This window comes from Pseudomonas sp. Leaf48 (genome assembly GCF_001421885.1).
Lineage (GTDB): Bacteria > Pseudomonadota > Gammaproteobacteria > Pseudomonadales > Pseudomonadaceae > Aquipseudomonas.
This window is the reverse complement of sequence record NZ_LMLH01000030.1, coordinates 114,951-134,776: the sequence shown is the minus strand read 5'-3', so window position 1 is coordinate 134,776 and position 19,826 is coordinate 114,951. Positions and strand designations below refer to the sequence as shown.

Sequence of the window (19,826 nt, the reverse complement as noted above, 5' to 3'; positions counted from 1 at the left end):
TTCGATCATTCATACACGAAATCATGATGCCGCTACCGCTGATCTATCACGAAGACTACAGCCCCGAGTTCCCGGCTGATCACCGCTTCCCCATGGACAAGTTTCGCCTGTTGCGCGATCACCTGGTGGACAGCGGCCTGACCCGGGACGCCGATCTGTTGCGTCCACAACTCTGCCCTGCCGAGATACTAGCTCTGGCCCATGACCCTTCGTATATCGAACGCTACATGAGTGGCGACCTGTCCCGCGAAGACCAGCGACGCCTCGGTTTACCCTGGAGCGAAGCCCTGGCCCGGCGCACCGTGCGTGCAGTCGGCGGCTCATTGCTGGCGGCCGAACAAGCGCTTGAGCATGGCCTGGCCTGTCATCTGGCCGGCGGTACCCACCACGCGCATTACGACTATCCGGCCGGGTTCTGCATCTTCAATGACCTGGCGGTGATCAGCCATTACCTGCTGCAAAGCGGCCGGGTCAACCGCGTGCTGATCTTCGATTGCGACGTGCATCAGGGCGACGGGACTGCACGGATACTGCACAACACCCCGGAGGCCGTAACCGTTTCCCTGCACTGCGAAAAGAATTTTCCCGCACGCAAAGCCGAAAGCGACTGGGACATCCCGCTGCCCAATGGCATGGGTGACGCCGACTACCTGAAAGTGGTGGACGATGCGCTCAACTATCTGCTGCCGCTCTACCAACCCGACCTGGTGTTGTATGACGCCGGGGTCGATGTGCACAAGGACGATGCCCTCGGTTATCTGAAGCTGACCGACGAAGGTGTTGCCGCCCGCGATGAAAGCGTGATGCGCCATTGCCTGGGGCGCGATATCCCGGTGGTCGGCGTGATCGGCGGTGGTTACAGCAAGGACCGCCATGCCCTGGCGCGCCGCCATGGCATCCTGCATCACAGTGCGCAACGGGTCTGGCAGTCATCAGGCTGTCATTGATCTGTGGATGCTTTACCCACAATGCCTGTGGAACGGCCTGTGGATAACATGAGTGAAAGGGACTACAGACCACGCCATCTGCAGGCTACAGGGCGCTGGCTGTTTTTTAACCAGTCTCAAATTCATCAACTTGCTCCGGGCTCCGCTATGACGTAAGTGTGTAAGCCAACGCTAATGTGACGGGTATATCTTCGCGAGCAGGCTCGCTCCTACAGGGATCCGGGCTGCTAGAATATCCGGCTTATCTCGCCAGACCGCAGTGCAAGCCATGACTCAAGCCCCGACCTCTTCTCCCGCCCATGTCGCCATCATCGGCGGCGGCCCCGCCGGCCTGATGGCCGCCGAGGTGTTGAGCCAGGCCGGGGTCAAGGTCGATCTGTATGACGGCATGCCCTCGGTCGGACGCAAGTTCCTGCTGGCCGGCGTCGGCGGCATGAACATCACTCATTCCGAAGCCTACCCGGCCTTTCTCTCGCGTTACGCCGAACGCGCGCCGCACATTGCCCCACTGCTGCGTGGCTTCGGTGCCGATGCCCTGTGCCAGTGGATTCACGACCTGGGCATCGACACTTTTATCGGTAGCTCCGGCCGGGTGTTTCCCACCGACATGAAAGCAGCGCCTCTGCTGCGCGCCTGGCTCAAACGCCTGCGCGACAGCGGCGTAGTTATCCACACCCGTCACCGCTGGCTCGGCTGGGATGCCCACGGCGCACTGCGTATCGACAGCCCCGAGGGCGAAAAGACCTTACATCCCGATGCCACCCTGCTCGCCCTCGGCGGCGGCAGTTGGTCACGCCTGGGCTCGGACGGCGCGTGGATGCTGCCCCTGGAGCAACACGGTGTAGGACTAGCGCCCTTGCAACCGAGCAATTGCGGCTTCGAGGTGCAAGCCTGGAGCGAATTGATGGTCAGCAAATTCGCCGGTGCCCCACTGAAAAACATCGCCATCGGCCTCAATGACGACGTGCCACGGCTGGGCGAATGCGTGATTACCGCAACGGGTATCGAAGGCAGTTTGATCTACGCCCTGTCGGCGCCGATCCGCGAAGCCATCAACCAACATGGCTCGGCGACCATTCATCTGGACCTGCTACCGGGCCGGCCTGTGGATAAGATCCAGACTGCGTTGAGCAAACCTCGGGGTTCACGCTCGATGGCCAAGCATCTGCACAGTCAGTTGGGTATTGATGGGGTGAAGGCGGCGCTTTTGCGCGAGCTGACAGCGGCCGAAGCCTTTGCCGATCCAGGCCTGCTGGCCAAAGCGATCAAGGCCTTGCCGGTAACACTGATGAAAACCCGTCCGCTGGACGAAGCTATCAGCAGCGCCGGTGGTGTGTTGTTTGAGTCGATGGATGAGCGTTTGATGCTCAAGCAGATGCCTGGGGTGTTTTGCGCGGGGGAGATGCTGGATTGGGAAGCGCCGACCGGGGGGTATTTGCTGACTGCGTGCTTTGCCAGTGGGCGGGCTGCGGGGTTGGGGATTTTGGAGTGGTTGAATTCAGGTTCTTGATCGCTCGTCAAAACCGCCCCTCACCCCAGCCCTCTCCCGGAGGGAGAGGGAGCCGATTGGGGACTCATCAAAATTTGAGTTCGACTCGGTATCACAGGTCGCAATAGTTCGTAAGCAATCCCGGATCAGTCCCCTCTCCCTCCGGGAGAGGGTTAGGGTGAGGGCGGCTCTAAAGCCAGGCACTCAAATCAAGGCTTACGCTTACGCGGCCCCGTATTAAACACTGGCACCTTACGCACAGGCTTGATCGAAGGCTCCGCCGGCGCCACCTCCCCGCTATCCACCCATTTGCCAAGGTTGCGTTTGCCGCCACCACCAGACGCCTTGGGCTTCTTCGGTTTCTTCGGCTTCTTGATCACCTGGCCACTGGCATCGGTATCCGGCACCCGGTGCTCAGGTTCGAAATCCGGCTCGTTCTGACGCTTCAACGTCTGACGGGTCAAGGTCTCGATCGCCGACAGCAAATTCACTTCATCAGCGCACACCAGGGAAATCGCCTCCCCGGTTGCACCCGCACGCCCGGTACGACCAATGCGGTGGATGTAGTCTTCAGCGACGATCGGCAAGTCGAAGTTGACCACCAGCGGCAGGTCTTCGATGTCCAGACCACGGGCGGCAACGTCGGTGGCGACCAGAATCTGCACTTCACTGAGTTTGAAACGATCCAGCGCGCGCTGACGAGTCGCCTGGGGTTTGTCGCCGTGGATACCGTCGGCATTGACGCCCAGGCCCTGGAGTTTTTCCACCAGCGCGTCCACGCCGTTGCGGGTTTTGGCGAACACCAGCACCTGCTTCCACTTGTTCTTGCGCATCAGGTGCACGAACAGTTCCGGCTTGCGCTTCTTGTCCACCGTCACCACCCATTGCTTGACGGTATTGGCCGCGACATTACGCGGGCTGACTTCAATGCTCAGCGGGTCGTTGAGCATTTGCCCGGCCAGCAGGCGGATGTCGTCGGAGAAGGTCGCAGAGAACAGCAGCGTCTGGCGTTTTTTCGGCAGCGCTTTATAGATATTCGCCAATTCCTCGGAAAAACCCAGGTCGAGCATGCGATCGGCTTCATCCAGCACCAGGGTTTGCAACTGATTGAACTTCAGCGCGTTCTGGCGGAACAGGTCGAGCAGGCGCCCCGGCGTCGCCACCAGCAGATCCACACCGCTGCGCAGCTTCATCATTTGGGGGTTGATGCTGACACCGCCGTACACCGCGTAGGTACGCAGCGGCAGATTCTCGGCGTACTGGCGCACCGCTTCGTGAACCTGCTCGGCCAGTTCACGGGTTGGCACCAGGATCAGCGCGCGTACCGAATTGGCGGTGACTTTCGGCCCTTCCATGGCCAGCAACTGCAGCAGTGGCAAGGCAAAACCGGCAGTCTTGCCGGTGCCGGTCTGGGCGGCAGCCATCAGGTCACGACCGGCCAGCACCGCCGGAATGGCTTGCGCCTGGACCGGCGTCGGGGTCTGGTAGCCGAGCGTCTCAAGGGAGCGCAGCAAAGGTTCGATCAGGCCAAGGGTGGCGAAAGTCATGGGAGTACCGTAGGAAAATTCAGCGCGATTGTGCATAACAAATGTGCAATGCCGCGCAGTTTACCCTAATTCACACGGGATTCTGTCGGCACTGCTGCGGCACGCTGAACCGGCGCCTTGCGCCACTGTGGCAATCCGATCAGCACCACGGCGCTGATGATCACCGCCATCGCCAGGGCTTCTTCGATACCAATGGTCTCGCCGACGAACACGATCCCCAACAGCACCGCCACCGCCGGGTTGACGTAGGCGTAACTGGTAGCTGCTGCCGGGCGCACATGTTTCAACAGATACATGTAGGCGTTGAAGGCGATGATCGAGCCGAACACGGTCAGATACGCCAACGCAGCCCAACCTTCGATCGGCGGCACCTTTTCCAGGTGCTCACCGCTGACTGCGCTGGCAATCAGCAACACGACACCGCCCACCAGCATTTCCACAGCGCTGGCCATCGCCCCCTGGGGCAGCGGCAAATGCTTGCTCCAGACCGAGCCAAACGCCCACGTCGCCGCTGCAAAAATCAGCAAGGCCGCCCCCAACGGGCTAGATTGCAGGTTGGAACCCAAGTTGAGCATGCCGATGCCGACCAGCCCGAGCACGATTCCGGCCCATTCGAGACGGGTATTTCGCGCGCCCCAGAAATAGCCGCAGAGCAAGGTAAACAGCGGCACGGTCGCCACCGCCAATGCGGCTACACCGGAAGCCACACCCGTATGCTCGGCCACGCTGACCGCGCCGTTACCGCACGCCAGCAACAAGACTCCGATGATCCCGGCGGCTTTCCATTGCGCCCAGGTCGGCGCCGGTGCCCCGCGCCAGCGCAGGAAGGCATACATCAACGACCCGGCGATGACAAAGCGGACCCCGGCGAGCAGCAGTGGCGGCCAATATTCCATGCCGATGCGAATCACCAGGTAAGTCGAACCCCAGATCACATACAAGGCGAAGAAGGCAGCGATCAAGGGTAAGGGAAAGCGACGAAGGCCGGACATGGAGGCAGCTCACAGGCAAGTACAAGTGAACGGCTATTCTAGAAAGGCCAGCGCCGGAAAATAAGTTACAAAACCTGTTTAAAGCGCCAGTACACTTTTCAAAACACGGACTTCAGCGCTATAAACCGTGTTTTCGAAAGTCGGCTATTTTCAGGAGTAACCCAATGGATAAGTACGACCGCATGCTGCTCAGCGCTCTGCTGGAAAACGGTCGCGCGTCCTACGCGGACCTGGCGCGCAAGGTCAACCTGTCCGCCCCGGCCGTGGCCGAGCGAGTAGCCAAGCTCGAAACCAGCGGCGTGATCACCGGCTATCAGGCGAAAGTCGACATGTCCAAGCTCGGCCTGCCGATCCAGTGCGTGATCGAACTGCGCCTGAACCAGCACGGCAACCAGAAGGCCTACGATGACCTGATCAAGATTCCGCAATTGACCGAGTGCCACCGGGTGACCGGCGACCCGTGCGTGATCATGCAAGCGGCGGTGGGCTCGATGCCGGAGCTGGAGGAGCTGATCAACCGGATCGCCACGTTTGGCTTCAGCAAGACGTCGATTGTGCTATCGAGCGCCATCGAGAAGCGGGTGCCGTTGGGGCATATCGAGGGGAATGGCAAATAAACCCAAGACCACAATAGGTCTAATGTGGGAGCGGGCTTGCTCGCGAAAGCGGTGTGTCATTCAACAATGATATTGACTGAACTGGCGCTTTCGCGAGCAAGCCCGCTCCCACAGGGGTTATGCGGTGTATTCAGAACCCGCGATAGCGCTTGAGGTGCTCGGTTACTTTCGCCGCTGGCACTTTCTGCAACTTGCACAACAAATCATGGGACAACTCGCGCAGGCCGTGTTTCTGGCGCAGTTCCTCGGCCAGGTGCGCCGTCAGGTTGGCCGCCATTTCCGCATCAGCCATGGCCCGGTGAGCCTTGCCGGTATGGGGCAGGTTGGCGAAGGTGGTGAGGGTGCCGAGTTTGTGGTTCGGCGCCGCAGGCATCAGGCGCCGGGCCAGCAGCAGCGAACAGGCAAAGTTCTGCAGGCGGGTGCGTTTGATCCGCCCCAGTTCAAAGTCCCAGAACTTCTGGTCGAAGGCCGCGTTATGCGCCAGCAACGGCGTGCAGCCGACGAACTCGTTGACCTCGTTCATCACCTGCTCGGCCGACGGCGCGGTGCGCAGCATGGCGTTGCTGATGCCGGTGAGTTGCTCGATGAAGGCCGGCACGCGCACGCCGGCGTTCATCAGGCTCTGGTAACGCTCGACGATGCGCCCCTGTTCAAGGATCACCACGGCAATTTCCGTGGCCCGGCAGCTGCTGCTCGGGGCGATCCCGGTGGTTTCAAAGTCGATGACTGCTATGCGTTCCAAACCTGGTTCAACTCCGTAAAAATCAATTCTTGAGCAGCAAAGCGCCTTCGATCGGCACATAGCGACTGGCGGCGCGGATCAGCGAGTTGGCGGTCAGGCCCGGCACGCCGTAGGCCACCGCTTGCACCCCGTGCTTGCTGATGATGCGTTCAAGCAGCATGTCGAAATCACCGTCGCCGGAAGCCAGTACCACTTCATCGACATGGTCGGCGGCGTCCATGATGTCGAGGGTTATGCCCACGTCCCAGTCGCCCTTGGCCGAGCCGTCGCTGCGCTGGATGTAGGGTTTGAGCTTTACGGTGAAACCGAGGTTGCGCAAGATCTGCTGGAACTGCTGCTGCTTGCTGTCGCCACGGTCGATGGCGTAGGCATAGGCTTCGACTATCTCGCCCTGTTTGCTGATGTCAGCCCACAGCGCGGCGTAGTTGAAGTGGCAACCATAAGCCTGACGCACGGTGTAATAGAGGTTCTGGACATCGGCGAACACTGCGATTTTTTTCACCGGTTTTCCTCGAGGCTGAATCAGGCACCAGGGCCGAAAAGTCGCCCAGTATGCCAGCCCGAAGGATTGTTCCGCGAATAATCGGTCTGGAGCGCCGCAGCGCTCCGGACGAATGGCGCGTCAGACGTAGGAATCGTCGTCGCCGCCGAAGAACGACGAGTCGTCATTGCTGTAGTCGGCGTCGCTGAAACCGCCTTGATCGTTGCTGTAGGAGTCGTTACCGGCCATGCGCTGGTCATCACCCCAGCCGTTGTTGCCCTGATCATTGACCTGGGCGGGCTCTTCCTTGATGACCTCGACAACCTCTGGCTGCTGATTTTGATGGAACAGGCTGCTGATGCCTTGCGCCAGCATCACGCCACCCGCTACACCCGCTGCGGTTTTCAGCGCACCGCCGAGAAAGCTGCTGCCGGCCGCTGCCGGAGCCTGTTGCTGCGGCGCATAGCCCTGCTGCGGGGCGGCGAAGTTCTGTTGCGGCTGTTGCGCACCGAATGACGACCGCCCTGGCTCGCGCCAGCCACCGCTGGAGGGCGACGCACTCTGGGTCGGCGCGGGCTGCGGCTCACGAGGCCCGCCACCGAAAATGCTCGACAGAAAGCCGCCGCTGCCCGGTGCCGGGGCTGCCTGGGTTTTGGCCTGTTGCAGTTGGTCCTGCAACTGCTGGAGTTGCTGGGTCAGTTGTTTGTTCTGTTCGTCGAGGCTCTTGATTGCCGCCTCTTGCACCAGAATCGCCTGGGTCATGAAATACCCTGCCGCCGGTTGGCGCGTCAGGTGTTCCTTGATCCGCGCCTCAGCCTGGGCGTCGCGCGGGGCTGAGTCCGTTTCGGCCTGTTGCAGCCGGGAAAACAGTCCATCGATCAGGGTTTGTTCTTCGCTGTTCATGGCGACCTCGCACATTGCCGGGAAAATCGTTGCCTTTATCACAGAGGATAAGGTGCCCGACCTTAATGGAGGCTGAAACAAGTTGTTTCAATGAGCTTTACCGAACGTTTACGTTTGCGTGCCGCAGCACTTCATCGGTTAAAGTGGGCCACTGCTTCCAATCTGCGATACCGACTGATGAATCCGTTAGATGTACTGCGTGACTCCCTGTATTTCTTCCAGCGCAATCTGAGACAGATCGTGCAACTGTGCCTGCCTCTGGTGATTGTGGAGGCGCTGCTGCAGCAAGTGGTCGACCACTCCACCGAGCCGGACAGTTTCCCCGGTATCAGTGTGATCGTCGGCTTGCTGGTGTATCCGCTGTACACCGCTGCGCTGATCCTCTTTCTGGACGCGCGCAGCCGTGGCGAATCACCCCGCAACCGCGACCTGCTGGCGATGTCTGCAAGCCTGTGGCCGCGCTTCGCCCTGCTGACGGCGCTCAACACCTTGCTGATCCTGCTTGGCCTGTCGCTGTATTTCCTGCCGGGCATCTACCTGATGGTGACCCTGGCGTTCGGCGAATACCTGCTGGTGCTGCGTGGCCTGGCGCCACTGGCGGCGATGAAGGAAAGCCTGCGCATGACCCGCGGTAATTTCCTGCGCATCCTGCTGTGCATCCTCTGTGTCATGGGGCCGTTGTGGCTGCTCAAGGGCGCCACACTGGCGGTCTATCCGGAGCCACAAAATCCTGTGATTTCCCTGTTGATCGACAGCGCCCACAGTTTTCTGCAGTTGTTTACCAGCGTGGTGCTGTTTCGTTTGTTCATGCTGATCAGCCCGGTCGCCGACGCAAATGACAGACCGCTCTGACCACCCTGCCCTTGGGTGCCGCCTGCGCTCTCAGGTATGCTCGGGAACAATCCTGTAACGCTTATAAGCCGAGCCATGACCCGTCTACTGCGCTACACCCTGCTGGGCCTGCTGTTTGTTATCGGACCAATCGGCATGCTGATCTACAGCGTGACCTGGCGTCCCGAAGCCAGGGAAGTGCTGCCCGTCAGTTGCAGTACGCAGGCACCGACCCTGGTTCCCGGCCAGGCGCTGAAGGTAATGACGTGGAACGTTCAGTATCTGGCAGGCAAGCGGTACGTGTTCTGGAATGACCTGGCCGCTGGCGCCGACGAAAGACCCACACCGGAAGACATGGCCTTCAGCCTCGACGAAGTGGCCCGGGTGATTCGCGACGAGCAGCCGGACATCGTGCTGTTGCAGGAACTCGACGACGACGCCAAGACCAGCGCTTACCAGCACCAGCTCAAACTGCTCAATGAACGGCTCGCCGACCTCTATCCATGCAGCACCAGCGCCTTCGACTGGAAAGCCGATTTCGTCCCTGAGCCACACATTTTCGGCAGTGTCGGCCGGCAACTGGCAACCCTGAGCCGCTACCAGATCAACCATGCCGAACGCCTGCAACTGCCGAATGCGCCGGGCAACCCGATCAGCCGTCAGTTCAAACCCAGGGATGCCTTGCTGGTGGCCTATCTGCCCTTGAGTGACGGCGGACAATTGGCGGTGCTCAATACCCATCTGGAGCGCGCGACACAGGCAGACAAAACCCTGCAAAACCAGGTGAGCGCCGTAGCCAAAGTCCTCGACAAGTACGAAGGCGGCGGCACCCCCTGGCTGATCGGTGGCGATTTCAACCTGTTGCCGCTGGGCCAGTACCGACGCCTGCCCGATGAGCAACGCACGCCCTACTCCGCCGACAGCGCGTTGCACCTGCTGTGGGACAAGTACCCGATGATCCCGACCAACAACGAAGCCGGTGGCGTCGACCGCGAACGGTGGCTGACCCACTACCCGAACGATCCCGGGTTGAACGGTCCGGACCGGACCGTTGACTACCTGTTCTACAGTCCGCGAATCAAGCGAGTGCAGGCGCAGGTGCGGCAGGACGATACGTTGCGCATCTCCGATCACCTGCCGGTGATTGCCCGGTTTCTGTTGCCGGCAGCCCCTTAGCCTCAACCCACGCATCTGTGCAATTGAATGGACTCGCCCATTCGGCCGCCATCGCCGGCAAGCCGGCTCCTACGGGGAAATGCGTAAATCGTAGAGCAGCGTCGGGCCCGGTTGATCACTTGCGAGGTTTGATCCGCGCGGTGGCCTCGGCCACCAGCGGGTCATCCGGCCAGTAGTGTTTGGGGTAGCGCCCCTTCAGATCCTTCTTCACCTCGGCGTAAGTGCTGGCCCAGAAGTTCGCCAGATCCTGGGTCACCTGCACCGGACGTCGTGCCGGCGACAATAGATGCAGTTTCACCACCTGCCGGCCTCCGGCGATGCGCGGGGTTTCGGCCAGGCCGAACAGTTCCTGCAAACGCACTGCGAGGATCGGTGGCTGCTCGCTGTAATCCAGGCGAATCGACGAGCCCGAGGGCACACTCAGGTGATGCGGCGCCTGCTCATCCAGCCGTTGTGGCAGCGGCCATGGCAGCAGATTGTGGACGATGCTCGACAGGTCCAGGTTGGCGAAATGGCTGAGCCGCGAGACCTTGCCCAGATAGGGCATCAGCCACTGTTCCAGGTTCTTTAGCAGCGCCGCGTCGCTGACGTCTGGCCATTGGCTTTCACCCTTGCCGGCAAGATCCAGATGCCGCAACAACGCCACCCGCGCCTGCCACTGGCGCAGCTGCGGGGTCCACGGCAGCAGTTCCAGGCCTTTGCGTCGCACCAGGTTCACCAACGCCTGGCTGCGGGCGTTTTCGTCGAGGCCGGTCAAAGGTTCGCGACTGAGGATCAGTTCACCGACCTTGCGCTGGCGCTCGGCACGCAATACGCCTTCACGCTCGTCCCAGTCCAGTTGGTCGACGCTGCGTACCTGCTCGGCCAACACTGAATCGAACAGCGCTGGATCGAAATCCGCCGCCAGATAAATCCGTTCTTCACGCTGCCCCTGACGACTGCCGAGATCAGCAATCACCAGCCAGGGCTGCTTCATCAAACTGTCAGCCTCGGCGAACAGCGCCGCACGACCATTGGCCAAGCGATATTCCGCACCACCGGCACGGCGTTGCTGGGCAACCCGGTCGGGATAGGCCAGCGCCAGTAAGGCTCCAAGCCAGCGCGGGTGGTCAGGGTCGCCAACCGGCTCCGCCGCCTTGCCACGCAGGTACCCGCGATATTGGCGCGCCAGTTGCCGCGCGCGCTGGACTCCGCCCTGCGCGCCGCGAGCCGCCTTTTCCTCCCCGGACAACAGCACCAGCCGGCTGTGCAGATCGGCGCCGGCACCGCGCAAGATATCGCGCTCGCCTAACAGCGCCGCAACATCGCAGGCCATGTCCGCCAAACCCAGTGCCTGGCCGCGCAGGAGCAGATGGGCGATACGCGGGTGCGCCGGCAGTTCAGCCATGGCCTGGCCGTGACGGGTCAGCGCTTCGCCATCCAGGGCGCCCAGCCGCACGAGCAGATCCTGGGCCTGGGCGTAAGCGGCAGCAGGCGGCACGTCGAGCCACACCAACTGCCCGGGTGTCACGCCCCAACGACCCAGTTGCAAGGCCAGGCCCGCGAGGTCCGCCGAGAGAATTTCCGCACTGCCGTAAGCCGCCAATTGTTCGTGCTGGTCCTGGGACCACAAGCGATAACAAACGCCCGGTTCCAGACGCCCGGCGCGACCTGCGCGCTGGGTAGCACTGGCTCTGGAAATGCGCTGGGTATCAAGACGGGTCATGCCGCTGCCGGGATCGAAGCGCGGCACCCGTGCCAACCCGGCATCGATCACCACCCGCACGCCGTCGATGGTCAGGCTGGTTTCGGCGATGTTGGTGGCCAGCACCACTTTGCGCTTGCCCGTCGGCGCCGGATCAATCGCGGCGCGCTGCGCGGCGAGGTCCAGTTCACCGTGCAAGGGGCAGAGCAGAATCTGTGGATTGTCACCGAGGGCATCGGCCAGTTGCTGATGCACTCGACGGATTTCCGCCTGCCCCGGCAGAAACACCAGCACGCTGCCGGTTTCGTCATTCAAGGCTTCGAGAACGGTTTGCACCAGGCGCGGCTCGATGAATTCTCCGGCCTGGAACGGTCGCCCCCAGCGCATCGCCACCGGGTACATGCGCCCTTCACTGCGCAGGATCGGCGCGTCATCGAGCAACCCGGCCAGGCGCTCGCCTTCCAGGGTCGCCGACATCAACAGGATTTTCAGCGGCTGATCATCACGGAGCAGCTCCCGGCCGTTCAGGCTCAGGGCCAGCGCCAGATCGGCGTCGAGGCTGCGCTCGTGAAACTCGTCGAAGATCAACAGACCCACGCCTTCCAGCGCCGGATCATCCTGCAAACGCCGGGTGAGAATGCCTTCGGTGACCACTTCGATGCGGGTCCTGGGCCCGACCTTGCTGTCGAGGCGAATCCGATAGCCCACGGTTTCGCCGACCTTTTCGCCGAGCTCACTGGCCAGGCGCTCCGCCGCCGCCCGCGCCGCCAAGCGGCGCGGTTCGAGCATCAGGATGGTCTGCCCGGCCAACCATGGCTCGTTGAGCAAGGCCAATGGCACGCGGGTGGTTTTACCGGCGCCGGGTGGTGCTTCGAGCACGGCTTCGTGGCGTGACGCCAGGGCTTCACGCAGGGCGGGTAAAACTTCATCAATTGGCAAAGAAATCATGCTGGCTCCCCAAGGCGTGCCCACAGTAAATTGCGAGTCGCGTTGAAGCAGTGGGCGTGCCAGGCAAGGCGCGGGACGCAGGCAAGGGTCGTTTCCTTACCAAGCTGCGCAACGCAGCATGGCGCGTCCACAGCTTCAGCTCGCAGGGCCAAACCCCGATTACAACTGCCAGCCGTTACGCGTTGTTGAACTGAAAAAAACAACGTTCATCCTCAACTATCTCTGTAGGGGTGAGACGCGACCGCAATTTACTGTGGGCACGCCCTGCGGGCACGAGTATAACGGCGAACTGTTTGGCGTACTCTGGGCTCAAACCAGTGACGCTCTAGACGTTCTACTCAGGAGATTTGCCATGCGTGTTCCCTTTCGCCTGATTGGCGGTGTGTTGGTCGCCACCCTGCTGACCCAGATCACCGCCTGCGGTTCGATCTTCTACCCCGATCGCCGTGGCCAGATCGACGGCAAGATCGACCCGGCCGTGGTCGTGCTCGACGCTGTGGGCCTGCTGTTCTACATCATCCCCGGGCTGATTGCCTTTGCCGTCGACTTCGCCACCGGCGCCATCTACTTCGAGCCAGGCAAGACCGCCCAGGTGGCCCCGGAAAAACTCCAGGAAGCCATCGGCGCCGACGGCAAGGTCGATAACCTCAAGTTGCAGTCTATTCTGCAGCGTGAGTTGGGTCGCAGCTTGCCGCTGGATGATCCACGCCTGATCCAGCACAAGGGCAGTACTCAGCAACTGGCGATGTTCGGCCTGCAACCTGCGGCGTAATCGCCGCATCAGAGGAAAAGCCGCACTTATGATTTCCAGCTCCGAACACGCCCGCCTGCTGCGGCTGGCGACCCGTGCCTCGGTAGCCGTGGCGTGCACGCTGATCGTCGCCAAAGCCATCGCCTGGTGGTTGAGCGGCTCGGTGAGCATGCTCGCCGGGCTTACTGACTCGGCCCTCGACGGTGTCACCTCGTTGCTCAACTTGCTGGCGGTGCATTACGCCTTGCGCCCGGCCGACGACGATCATCGCTATGGGCACGGCAAGGCAGAGTCGCTGGCGGGCATGGCCCAGGCATTGTTCATTGGCGGCAGTGCGGTGCTGATTGCCCTACAGGCATTCGAGCGGCTGAAGCATCCTGAGCCGGTCGGCGCGCCGTGGATCAGCATCGGGGTGATTGTGTTCTCGCTGGTGCTGACCCTGGCCTTGCTGATGCTGCAACATCGGGTGGTCAAGGCCACCGGTTCCAATGCCGTGCGCGCCGACTCCCTGCATTACCGTTCGGACTTGCTGCTCAACGGCAGCATTCTGGTGGCGCTGGTGCTCGCCGGGTTCGGCTGGCACCAGATCGACCCCTGGTTCGGCCTGGGTATTGCCGCGTACATTTTCTGGAGCGCGGTGCAGATCGCCCGTGAGAGCTTTACCGTGTTGATGGATGAAGAGCTGCCGCCGGATATCAGCCAGCACATGCTGGAGCTGGCCTGCAGCGTGCCCGGGGTGTTGGGTGCACATGATCTGCGCACACGGATCTCCGGCAACCAATGGTTCGTGCAGTTGCATCTGGAGCTGCCGGGGGAACTGACGCTGTCAGTCGCCCACGGCATCAGCGATCAGGCAGCCGCGGCAATTCACGACGCCTACCCCCGGGCCGAAGTGCTGGTGCACGCCGATCCGCAGGAAGTGATGAACGCTGCCAGGGCTCATTCAGTCACCTGATATCCGCGACTTCCCAGGCAGTTCCCCTGGGCCTGACGGTAGCTTTGCACCACCGACGGGTCCGGTTGATAGGTGGCGGTTCGCGGGTCGAAACCACTCTGTTGCACTGCGTACTGATAGCACTCGTAGCCATCCCGGCTGACCTGCTCCGGTGACTGGCCGTTGACCGGGTACGCCACTACGTCATAACCATTGCCGGCCGATTGTGGCTGCGATTGCGCGCTGCCAACCGGCGGCTCCACCACGACGTAATCCTGGGTATTGGCCTGATAGGCGTAATACGAGCCGGCCGCGAGAAACAGCAGCGCCCCACCCACCCAGACCTGCTGGGCAAAGTCCGGCAAATAGCTGACCCGAATACCACGCGGCGGCTCCACCACCACATATTGCGGACCCAATGGGCGATACCAGTAACCGCCGGAGTAGAAGTAATCCATGCCACGGTAAGGTACGCGGTAATCACGGTCCGGGAAGCGGTCGATGACTTGGCCGGGGCGATACTTCGGCCCCGGGCCCCAACCGTTGCCGTGCCCGTCCGGTCGCCCCTGCCAATGATTGTCGCTGGAAGGTGCGCCGATATAGCCATTCCACCGCTGGTTGTAGTCATTGCGTCGCGGCACATCCTGATAGTACCCACGCTGCGGTTGCTGGGTCTGGCGCACGGTGTCTGGCCGGCCCGAAATCGGCAGGTCGTTGGCGGGAAGTTGCGGTGAGGGCGGCGGTGATCGAACCGGGCTGTTCAAATCCGGTTGCGGACGGTTCTGCCACTGACCATTGTTCGGGTTCTTGCCGTTATGCTGATCCTGGCCGTTGTGCTCGAACTGACGGCTATTGTCGCCACGAATGACGTCGTTGCCCTGCGCAGGTGGCTGATAGTGAGGCTGACCGTTTTGCGGTTGCCCTTGATAGTTGCCACCACCGCCCCGGTTGTTGCCCTGATGACCGTCAGATCCGTGCTGGCCGCCATCGGGACCCCGGTTCTGCGGTTGATCGGCCAGCGATTGCGCAGTGACACTGACACACAGCAAACCAACACCGGCCAAACGCCAGATGCGCGACTTCATGCTCTTCCTCACTGCGGGTTAGGGCCTGTACATAAGACTGGCAAAGCCAGGGCCGGTTCTGCGACAGGTTATCCGCCGCGCAGTTTATTTATTGAGGGCCGCGTAGCAAACGCGTTCAGAATTGAGTCGGTTGGCCCTGTGGCGGGACTCCGTAGGCCTGCCCATGAATTCTGGGCGCCCGCAAGTTAGTGACAAACTATTGCACTTGATAATGAATCTCGATATCATTCGCAATGAGGCAAGGTTAGCCTCGCTAATGACGTGTCATTGACACGAAATACGCACTATCAGGAGATAGAAGATGCATGTTAAATCGGTAACTTTCGCTGCAACCCTCCTTCTTTCAGCCCACGCTGCTGCCATGGCAGAAAATCAGGCTTCGTTTGACAAAGATCTTGTAAAGGATCTGTCGCAAGTCTTGGTTACCAACCCTACCTCCAAAACAGCTCCCTTAGCCCAGCAACAAGCAGGGCATATGGTTGCTGTGACTACTTGCAAGCTGTTCATGAAGCCGCACCCGCTTGCTTGCAACTAAGTTTACTCCACTCGAGACCGGCAATCGCTGGTCTCTCCTTTGCAATATAACGGAAGGCTGGAATGGACTCTCTAATAAAATCTCTATCCGTCGGAGATGAACGGATATCCGACTCTATTGTTTATGCAAACAATAAAGTGGTCGGCTTGTTACGTCCGGCCGTTATCGAGGGCATCAAGGGCGCAGAGTTTGCATACATTGCAGGACCGAATGGAATTATACAGGTCCCTCTTCCACCCACTCAGGAAGCAGTCTTCGAAGCTCTGGTTTTATCGAGCTCTATTCTTTTTGGCGATGAAGAGCAAGTTTTCGCGGCGCGTGAGCTCCTGCGTAATGAAAAGACCAGTAGAACTGCATCTTATTTTTGCTGTATTTCTCGCAACTGCCAAGAATTAATCAAAGCATTTGAACATATCCGAAATGCTCGGGCATTAATTATTGGATGTGGCGGCATCGGTTCGCTCGTTACCATGCAGCTTGCTGGCGCTGGCATTGAAGACCTGATCCTTGTTGACCCCGACACTATTGAAGCGAGCAACCTAAATCGGCAGTTCCTCTGGGAAAGGAATGATGTTGGACGACCAAAAGTCGAAGTATTGAAAAATGCCTTGGAGCGTCGCTATTCACTGAGAAGCTGCCGTGCACTCGTGCAGCAAGTTGACGACAGCCAACTTGATGAACTGACCAGAGGTGTGGATGTGGTTGTACTGTCAGCTGATGAACCACTAGGAGTTGCTCAAGAGAAACTGAAGGATTTAGCGCATAAACATGGCTTCTTAACCATCTCCTGCGGCTACTACCAGTACACAGCATTGGTGAAAGCGTTCGGCAAACCGGACGCGCAAACAGAAGATGATTCTGACGCAATTATGTGGACAAGGGCCCCAAATTTCATTGGGCCAAGTTTTGGGCCAATGAATGTAGAAGTAGCCGGTGTGGTTGCATCATCCGCAATTCATGCGATAGGGTTCCCTGAAAGTACATCTTGGCGTAAGGAAAGTACTGGGCTTAGCCTATCTTGGATTCCATTTTCGCGTCGTGAAGCATTTTTGAACTAGGGGTGAGCGTGAAAGTTATAACAATTGGAGGCGGTGAAATTTCACAGCTCGAAACTTTAGAGCTGGATTATTTTATCTGCAGTCAGACAGACAAACGCGAGCCGAAAGCCCTCTTTATCCCAACCGCAAGTGGCGACGCAGAGGGATACTGTAAAACTTTTCAGCATGTCTATGGCAAGCAGCTTGGGTGCAAAGTTGATTTTCTCCTGGCTACAAAATCAAACTTCTCTCAACAAGATGCGATACAAAAAATTCTAACTGCTGACCTTGTGTATGTGGGCGGCGGAAATACGCAAAGGATGCTCAAAATCTGGCGAGACTACGGAATCGATCTGGCCCTTCGCCAAGCAGGACAAAATGGCACCGTCCTGTCTGGTCTGAGTGCTGGAGCGATCTGCTGGTATGAAGCAGGGCTTAGCGACTCGGATCGGTTCTGCGCCGTTGAAGGTTCAAGCTGGAGCCTGAAGCGGCTTGAAGGGCTGGGTTTTCTGCCGGGCGTTTTCTGCCCTCACCTCGATAAAGAGCAGAGACATGAACCTCTGCTGAATCTTGTTGGCTCGTCCGGAGAAAGGGCCGTTGCTTGTGACAATGGCGCTGCGATCTTCTGGGAGAATGGTGTCGCTCAAGTCTTCACTTCTCTCCCTCGCGCATACGCTTACATCTACACAGAGCAGTCTGGTGAGGTGCGCGCTGATCGATTTGCCTCCGGTGAAAAACTGCCATTGTAATCCCTGCAAGCCGTCCAAACGTAAAGGGTGACTGCATCCACCCTCCCACGTCATGGCGGGGGGGTACCCGTTTTCTGCCGAGGTGAGCGAGATTAGTGGGGCATCAAGCTGCTCCATTTTTTGATTGCTGGACTCAGCCGCCAATCCCTGCGGTTCCCGCCCCAACGGCTTGTCCACACCACCGATGGCGTCCAGCGCCAAACCCATGCACTCATTTACTGGGTCGTTTCGACATCTCCCCGACGCACCAACAACTCAAACACATCCCGCCGGAAATCCCCCATGACCAGATCATCCCGCAAAATCAGGCTCTGATCTTTCGACTAATAAGCCGATTCGAGGGAAAAGAGGGCGACGATTTCTAGATGCAATTCCATGAGTGAAAACCTTGATGAATGTCGAACTGACCGAGGAAGTGAAAATCAAAAAATCGCTGGCAAGCCAGGCCTTACCGGCCAGCGGTGGGCGGGGAGGCTTATTCGCACAAGAAAAAGGGGAGACCCGTCGGCCTCCCCTTGAGAACTTCGTCCTGGCTCGACGCTTTTGACGTCGGCTCACCTCACGCCGTCTTCTGGACAGTGTGTAGCTCGGGGGCCGGCACATCCCCTGTGGGGGTGGCGACCGCGGCGGGCCTGATTGGGCGGGCCGCACTGGACTGTTTGTCCGAGCAGTGATTCTGGTGATAAGAATAGGCCTGAGGCGGCGACAAAGGATTGCGAAGATTGCTCAAATAAACATCACTTGCGCAATTTTTAACCCAAGATACATAATCTGCCGCAATAGTTACGACAAGGACCTGATTGATGAGCAAACTCGACCGTTACGACCTGAGCATTTTGGCGGAATTGCAACGCGACGCGCGCATCTCCAACCAGGAGCTGGCCGAGCGCATCGGCCTGTCTCCTTCACCATGTTCGCGCCGGGTCAAGCAACTGGAAGATGACGGCTACATTTCCCGCCAGGTCGCCCTGCTCGACCGCAAAATGCTTGGCCTGAGCCTCACTGCCTATGTGCTGATCGGCATGGACCGCCATACTCCGGAGCGCTTCGAGAACTTCGAAGCGGCGATTCGCACCCTGCCGCAAGTGCTGGAGTGCAGCCTGGTGACCGGGATGGACGCTGACTATCAGCTCAAGGTCGTGGTACCGGATATGGACCACTACCAGAAACTGCTGCTCGGGCATTTGACCCGGATTGAAGGCGTTACCAGCGTGCGTTCGAGTTTTGTGCTGAATCAGGTTTTGAACAGTACCGAACTGCCTTTGACTCATCTGCGTAGCTGAGTCCCTCATCGCTGGCAAGCCAGCTACAGGTTTTGTGTCGTTCGCAATGTTGTGATCGGCGTTAAACCTTGCGGGAGCTGGCTTGCCAGCGATGGGGCCGGCACAGGCGACGAATGACTGCGACACACCGCCGCAGGCCCATGCTGCACCAACCCAGCGTGCCGTATACTCCCCGCGCCCTTTTAGCCGCCCCCGCGCTGGAGATGTCCGATGGATCCTGCAGTTTTCGAAGAGTGGATGATGACCGGACTGGTCAGCATCCTGATCATTTTCATGGGTTTCATCGTCTGGGATCTGGCGAAGAAGTCCAAGGCCGGGCGGTTCGGCTCGTTCATTCTGTTCTTTGTGCTGGGTCTTGGCGTGGCCGCCTTCATCATCAAGAGTGTGGTGATCGGCCTGATCGAGAGCGGCACCCTATAAGCGCGCCGGCACCTCTTTCCACTGGCCCTGATCGAGCCCTTCGATCGTCCAGTCGCCGATCCTGACCCGCACCAGCCGCAACGTCGGCAACCCCACCGCTGCCGTCATGCGCCGGACCTGCCGGTTGCGCCCTTCGCGAATCACCAATTCCAGCCAACTGGTCGGCACACTTTTGCGAAAGCGCACCGGTGGATTGCGCGGCCACAGTTGCGGCTCTTGCAGTTGCCGCGCCTCGGCGGGCAAGGTCATGCCGTCATTCAACTCGACACCGTCGCGCAAGCGCTGCAACTGCTCGGCGCTCGGCTCGCCCTCCACCTGCACCCAATAGGTCTTGGCCAGTTTGTGTTTCGGGTCGGCAATCCGCGCCTGAAGCTGGCCGTCATTGGTCAGCAGCAGCAAGCCTTCGCTATCTCGGTCCAGACGTCCTGCCGGGTAAATGCCCGGAATCTCGATGAAGTCCTTGAGGGTCGCGCGCCCTTCGCCGTCGCTGAATTGCGTCAGCACATCGAACGGCTTGTTGAACAGGATCAGTTTCGGCTCGGTCGGGGGCGCCTTGGCGACGCGACGCGGGGCGGGTTTCGCAGGATTTGCGCCGGGACGGCGAGAGGCAGGACGTGGCGGACGAGGCATGGGAAGTAAGAACATCTAACGGTCTGGGCTGACAATGCTAGTGCC

Annotated in this window: 21 protein-coding genes and 1 pseudogene; 13 read left to right on the top strand and 9 right to left on the bottom strand. The window is 59.9% G+C overall.

The window, feature by feature from the left end; genetic code table 11:
• Positions 1 to 26: 26 nt before the first annotated feature.
• The gene (locus tag ASE98_RS21330) at positions 27 to 947 is read left to right on the top strand and encodes a histone deacetylase family protein (protein ID WP_060543296.1); all 921 of its coding nucleotides are present in this window, start codon (positions 27 to 29) and stop codon (positions 945 to 947) included.
• A 232-nt stretch (positions 948 to 1,179) separates the two neighbouring features.
• Entirely contained in the window at positions 1,180 to 2,457 is a 1,278-nt protein-coding gene (locus ASE98_RS21325; RefSeq protein ID WP_082457605.1) for a TIGR03862 family flavoprotein, read from the top strand.
• Positions 2,458 to 2,645: 188 nt separating this feature from the next.
• Here the strand turns inward: ASE98_RS21325 and ASE98_RS21320 are convergent, their stop codons facing one another.
• Both ASE98_RS21320 and yedA read right to left on the bottom strand, forming a co-directional pair.
• Positions 2,646 to 3,983: a DEAD/DEAH box helicase gene (locus ASE98_RS21320; protein ID WP_060543400.1), complete on the bottom strand. Its 1,338-nt coding sequence runs from the start codon at positions 3,981 to 3,983 to the stop codon at positions 2,646 to 2,648.
• Positions 3,984 to 4,048: 65 nt separating this feature from the next.
• Positions 4,049 to 4,975, bottom strand: coding sequence for a drug/metabolite exporter YedA (yedA, locus tag ASE98_RS21315; RefSeq protein WP_060543295.1), 927 nt, complete (start codon positions 4,973 to 4,975; stop codon positions 4,049 to 4,051).
• Between the two features lie 164 nt (positions 4,976 to 5,139).
• Between yedA and ASE98_RS21310 the strand changes: the two genes are divergently transcribed.
• A complete protein-coding gene (locus ASE98_RS21310) occupies positions 5,140 to 5,592 on the top strand; it encodes an Lrp/AsnC family transcriptional regulator (protein WP_060543294.1) in 453 nt (150 codons plus the stop codon).
• A 130-nt stretch (positions 5,593 to 5,722) separates the two neighbouring features.
• On the opposite strand, the gene ASE98_RS21305 is transcribed toward ASE98_RS21310, so the two are convergent.
• From ASE98_RS21305 to ASE98_RS21295, 3 genes are all read right to left on the bottom strand, one after another.
• A complete protein-coding gene (locus ASE98_RS21305; protein WP_060543293.1) occupies positions 5,723 to 6,334 on the bottom strand; it encodes a 3'-5' exonuclease in 612 nt (203 codons plus the stop codon).
• Positions 6,335 to 6,356: 22 nt separating this feature from the next.
• Positions 6,357 to 6,836, bottom strand: a complete 480-nt coding sequence (locus ASE98_RS21300; protein WP_007946629.1) for a LabA-like NYN domain-containing protein — start codon at positions 6,834 to 6,836, stop codon at positions 6,357 to 6,359.
• A gap of 120 nt (positions 6,837 to 6,956) precedes the next feature.
• The gene (locus ASE98_RS21295; protein WP_060543399.1) at positions 6,957 to 7,718 is read right to left on the bottom strand and encodes a DUF2076 domain-containing protein; all 762 of its coding nucleotides are present in this window, start codon (positions 7,716 to 7,718) and stop codon (positions 6,957 to 6,959) included.
• A 177-nt stretch (positions 7,719 to 7,895) separates the two neighbouring features.
• On the opposite strand from ASE98_RS21295, the gene ASE98_RS21290 reads away from it, so the two are divergent.
• Entirely contained in the window at positions 7,896 to 8,570 is a 675-nt protein-coding gene (locus tag ASE98_RS21290) for a YciC family protein (RefSeq protein WP_060543398.1), read from the top strand.
• A gap of 75 nt (positions 8,571 to 8,645) precedes the next feature.
• The gene (locus ASE98_RS21285; RefSeq protein ID WP_060543292.1) at positions 8,646 to 9,725 is read left to right on the top strand and encodes an endonuclease/exonuclease/phosphatase family protein; all 1,080 of its coding nucleotides are present in this window, start codon (positions 8,646 to 8,648) and stop codon (positions 9,723 to 9,725) included.
• 115 nt (positions 9,726 to 9,840) lie between these two features.
• On the opposite strand, the gene hrpB is transcribed toward ASE98_RS21285, so the two are convergent.
• Positions 9,841 to 12,357 carry an ATP-dependent helicase HrpB gene (gene hrpB / locus ASE98_RS21280; protein ID WP_060543291.1) on the bottom strand — a complete coding sequence of 839 codons (2,517 nt, stop codon included), beginning with the start codon at positions 12,355 to 12,357 and terminating at the stop codon, positions 9,841 to 9,843.
• A 352-nt stretch (positions 12,358 to 12,709) separates the two neighbouring features.
• Here hrpB and ASE98_RS21275 point away from each other — a divergent pair, with 352 nt between their 5' ends.
• Both ASE98_RS21275 and ASE98_RS21270 read left to right on the top strand, forming a co-directional pair.
• A complete protein-coding gene (locus ASE98_RS21275; protein ID WP_060543290.1) occupies positions 12,710 to 13,129 on the top strand; it encodes a hypothetical protein in 420 nt (139 codons plus the stop codon).
• Between the two features lie 28 nt (positions 13,130 to 13,157).
• On the top strand, positions 13,158 to 14,063 hold the full coding sequence (locus ASE98_RS21270; protein ID WP_060543289.1) for a cation diffusion facilitator family transporter: 906 nt from the start codon (positions 13,158 to 13,160) through the stop codon (positions 14,061 to 14,063).
• On the opposite strand, the gene ASE98_RS21265 is transcribed toward ASE98_RS21270, so the two are convergent.
• Positions 14,048 to 15,127 carry a DUF6515 family protein gene (locus ASE98_RS21265; RefSeq protein WP_060543288.1) on the bottom strand — a complete coding sequence of 360 codons (1,080 nt, stop codon included), beginning with the start codon at positions 15,125 to 15,127 and terminating at the stop codon, positions 14,048 to 14,050. The two genes, ASE98_RS21270 and ASE98_RS21265, sit on opposite strands and share 16 nt — an antisense overlap.
• A gap of 301 nt (positions 15,128 to 15,428) precedes the next feature.
• Here ASE98_RS21265 and ASE98_RS21260 point away from each other — a divergent pair, with 301 nt between their 5' ends.
• From ASE98_RS21260 to ASE98_RS26185, 3 genes are all read left to right on the top strand, one after another.
• Complete coding sequence (locus ASE98_RS21260; protein WP_060543287.1) at positions 15,429 to 15,662, top strand: hypothetical protein; 234 nt, start codon at positions 15,429 to 15,431, stop codon at positions 15,660 to 15,662.
• Positions 15,663 to 15,724: 62 nt separating this feature from the next.
• On the top strand, positions 15,725 to 16,720 hold the full coding sequence (locus ASE98_RS21255) for a ThiF family adenylyltransferase (protein WP_060543286.1): 996 nt from the start codon (positions 15,725 to 15,727) through the stop codon (positions 16,718 to 16,720).
• 2 nt (positions 16,721 to 16,722) lie between these two features.
• A complete protein-coding gene (locus tag ASE98_RS26185; RefSeq protein ID WP_162237409.1) occupies positions 16,723 to 17,448 on the top strand; it encodes a peptidase E in 726 nt (241 codons plus the stop codon).
• A gap of 84 nt (positions 17,449 to 17,532) precedes the next feature.
• On the opposite strand, the pseudogene ASE98_RS27340 reads toward ASE98_RS26185, so the two are convergent.
• A pseudogene (locus tag ASE98_RS27340) lies at positions 17,533 to 17,825 on the bottom strand (hypothetical protein); the annotation flags it as partial.
• 14 nt (positions 17,826 to 17,839) lie between these two features.
• On the opposite strand from ASE98_RS27340, the gene ASE98_RS26715 reads away from it, so the two are divergent.
• From ASE98_RS26715 to ASE98_RS21240, 3 genes are all read left to right on the top strand, one after another.
• A complete protein-coding gene (locus ASE98_RS26715; protein ID WP_156465539.1) occupies positions 17,840 to 17,995 on the top strand; it encodes a hypothetical protein in 156 nt (51 codons plus the stop codon).
• A gap of 256 nt (positions 17,996 to 18,251) precedes the next feature.
• Positions 18,252 to 18,731, top strand: coding sequence for an Lrp/AsnC family transcriptional regulator (locus ASE98_RS21245; RefSeq protein WP_007937367.1), 480 nt, complete (start codon positions 18,252 to 18,254; stop codon positions 18,729 to 18,731).
• A gap of 210 nt (positions 18,732 to 18,941) precedes the next feature.
• Entirely contained in the window at positions 18,942 to 19,151 is a 210-nt protein-coding gene (locus ASE98_RS21240; RefSeq protein WP_039594082.1) for a DUF2788 domain-containing protein, read from the top strand.
• Here the strand turns inward: ASE98_RS21240 and ASE98_RS21235 are convergent.
• The gene (locus tag ASE98_RS21235; protein WP_060543285.1) at positions 19,146 to 19,781 is read right to left on the bottom strand and encodes a pseudouridine synthase; all 636 of its coding nucleotides are present in this window, start codon (positions 19,779 to 19,781) and stop codon (positions 19,146 to 19,148) included. The genes ASE98_RS21240 and ASE98_RS21235 overlap by 6 nt on opposite strands.
• Between the last annotated feature and the right edge of the window lie 45 nt (positions 19,782 to 19,826).

Bases quoted from the DNA above. Each gene is read 5' to 3' on its own strand.
- ASE98_RS21330 (WP_060543296.1), top strand. From the start codon at position 27: ATGCCGCTACCGCTGATCTATCACGAAGACTACAGCCCCGAGTTCCCG.
- ASE98_RS21320 (WP_060543400.1), bottom strand. From the start codon at position 3,983: ATGACTTTCGCCACCCTTGGCCTGATCGAACCTTTGCTGCGCTCCCTT.
- yedA (WP_060543295.1), bottom strand. From the start codon at position 4,975: ATGTCCGGCCTTCGTCGCTTTCCCTTACCCTTGATCGCTGCCTTCTTC.
- ASE98_RS21310 (WP_060543294.1), top strand. From the start codon at position 5,140: ATGGATAAGTACGACCGCATGCTGCTCAGCGCTCTGCTGGAAAACGGT.
- ASE98_RS21295 (WP_060543399.1), bottom strand. From the start codon at position 7,718: ATGAACAGCGAAGAACAAACCCTGATCGATGGACTGTTTTCCCGGCTG.
- ASE98_RS21290 (WP_060543398.1), top strand. From the start codon at position 7,896: ATGAATCCGTTAGATGTACTGCGTGACTCCCTGTATTTCTTCCAGCGC.
- ASE98_RS21285 (WP_060543292.1), top strand. From the start codon at position 8,646: ATGACCCGTCTACTGCGCTACACCCTGCTGGGCCTGCTGTTTGTTATC.
- hrpB (WP_060543291.1), bottom strand. From the start codon at position 12,357: ATGATTTCTTTGCCAATTGATGAAGTTTTACCCGCCCTGCGTGAAGCC.
- ASE98_RS21275 (WP_060543290.1), top strand. From the start codon at position 12,710: ATGCGTGTTCCCTTTCGCCTGATTGGCGGTGTGTTGGTCGCCACCCTG.
- ASE98_RS21270 (WP_060543289.1), top strand. From the start codon at position 13,158: ATGATTTCCAGCTCCGAACACGCCCGCCTGCTGCGGCTGGCGACCCGT.
- ASE98_RS21265 (WP_060543288.1), bottom strand. From the start codon at position 15,127: ATGAAGTCGCGCATCTGGCGTTTGGCCGGTGTTGGTTTGCTGTGTGTC.
- ASE98_RS21260 (WP_060543287.1), top strand. From the start codon at position 15,429: ATGCATGTTAAATCGGTAACTTTCGCTGCAACCCTCCTTCTTTCAGCC.
- ASE98_RS21255 (WP_060543286.1), top strand. From the start codon at position 15,725: ATGGACTCTCTAATAAAATCTCTATCCGTCGGAGATGAACGGATATCC.
- ASE98_RS26715 (WP_156465539.1), top strand. From the start codon at position 17,840: ATGAATGTCGAACTGACCGAGGAAGTGAAAATCAAAAAATCGCTGGCA.
- ASE98_RS21245 (WP_007937367.1), top strand. From the start codon at position 18,252: ATGAGCAAACTCGACCGTTACGACCTGAGCATTTTGGCGGAATTGCAA.
- ASE98_RS21240 (WP_039594082.1), top strand. From the start codon at position 18,942: ATGGATCCTGCAGTTTTCGAAGAGTGGATGATGACCGGACTGGTCAGC.
- ASE98_RS21235 (WP_060543285.1), bottom strand. From the start codon at position 19,781: ATGCCTCGTCCGCCACGTCCTGCCTCTCGCCGTCCCGGCGCAAATCCT.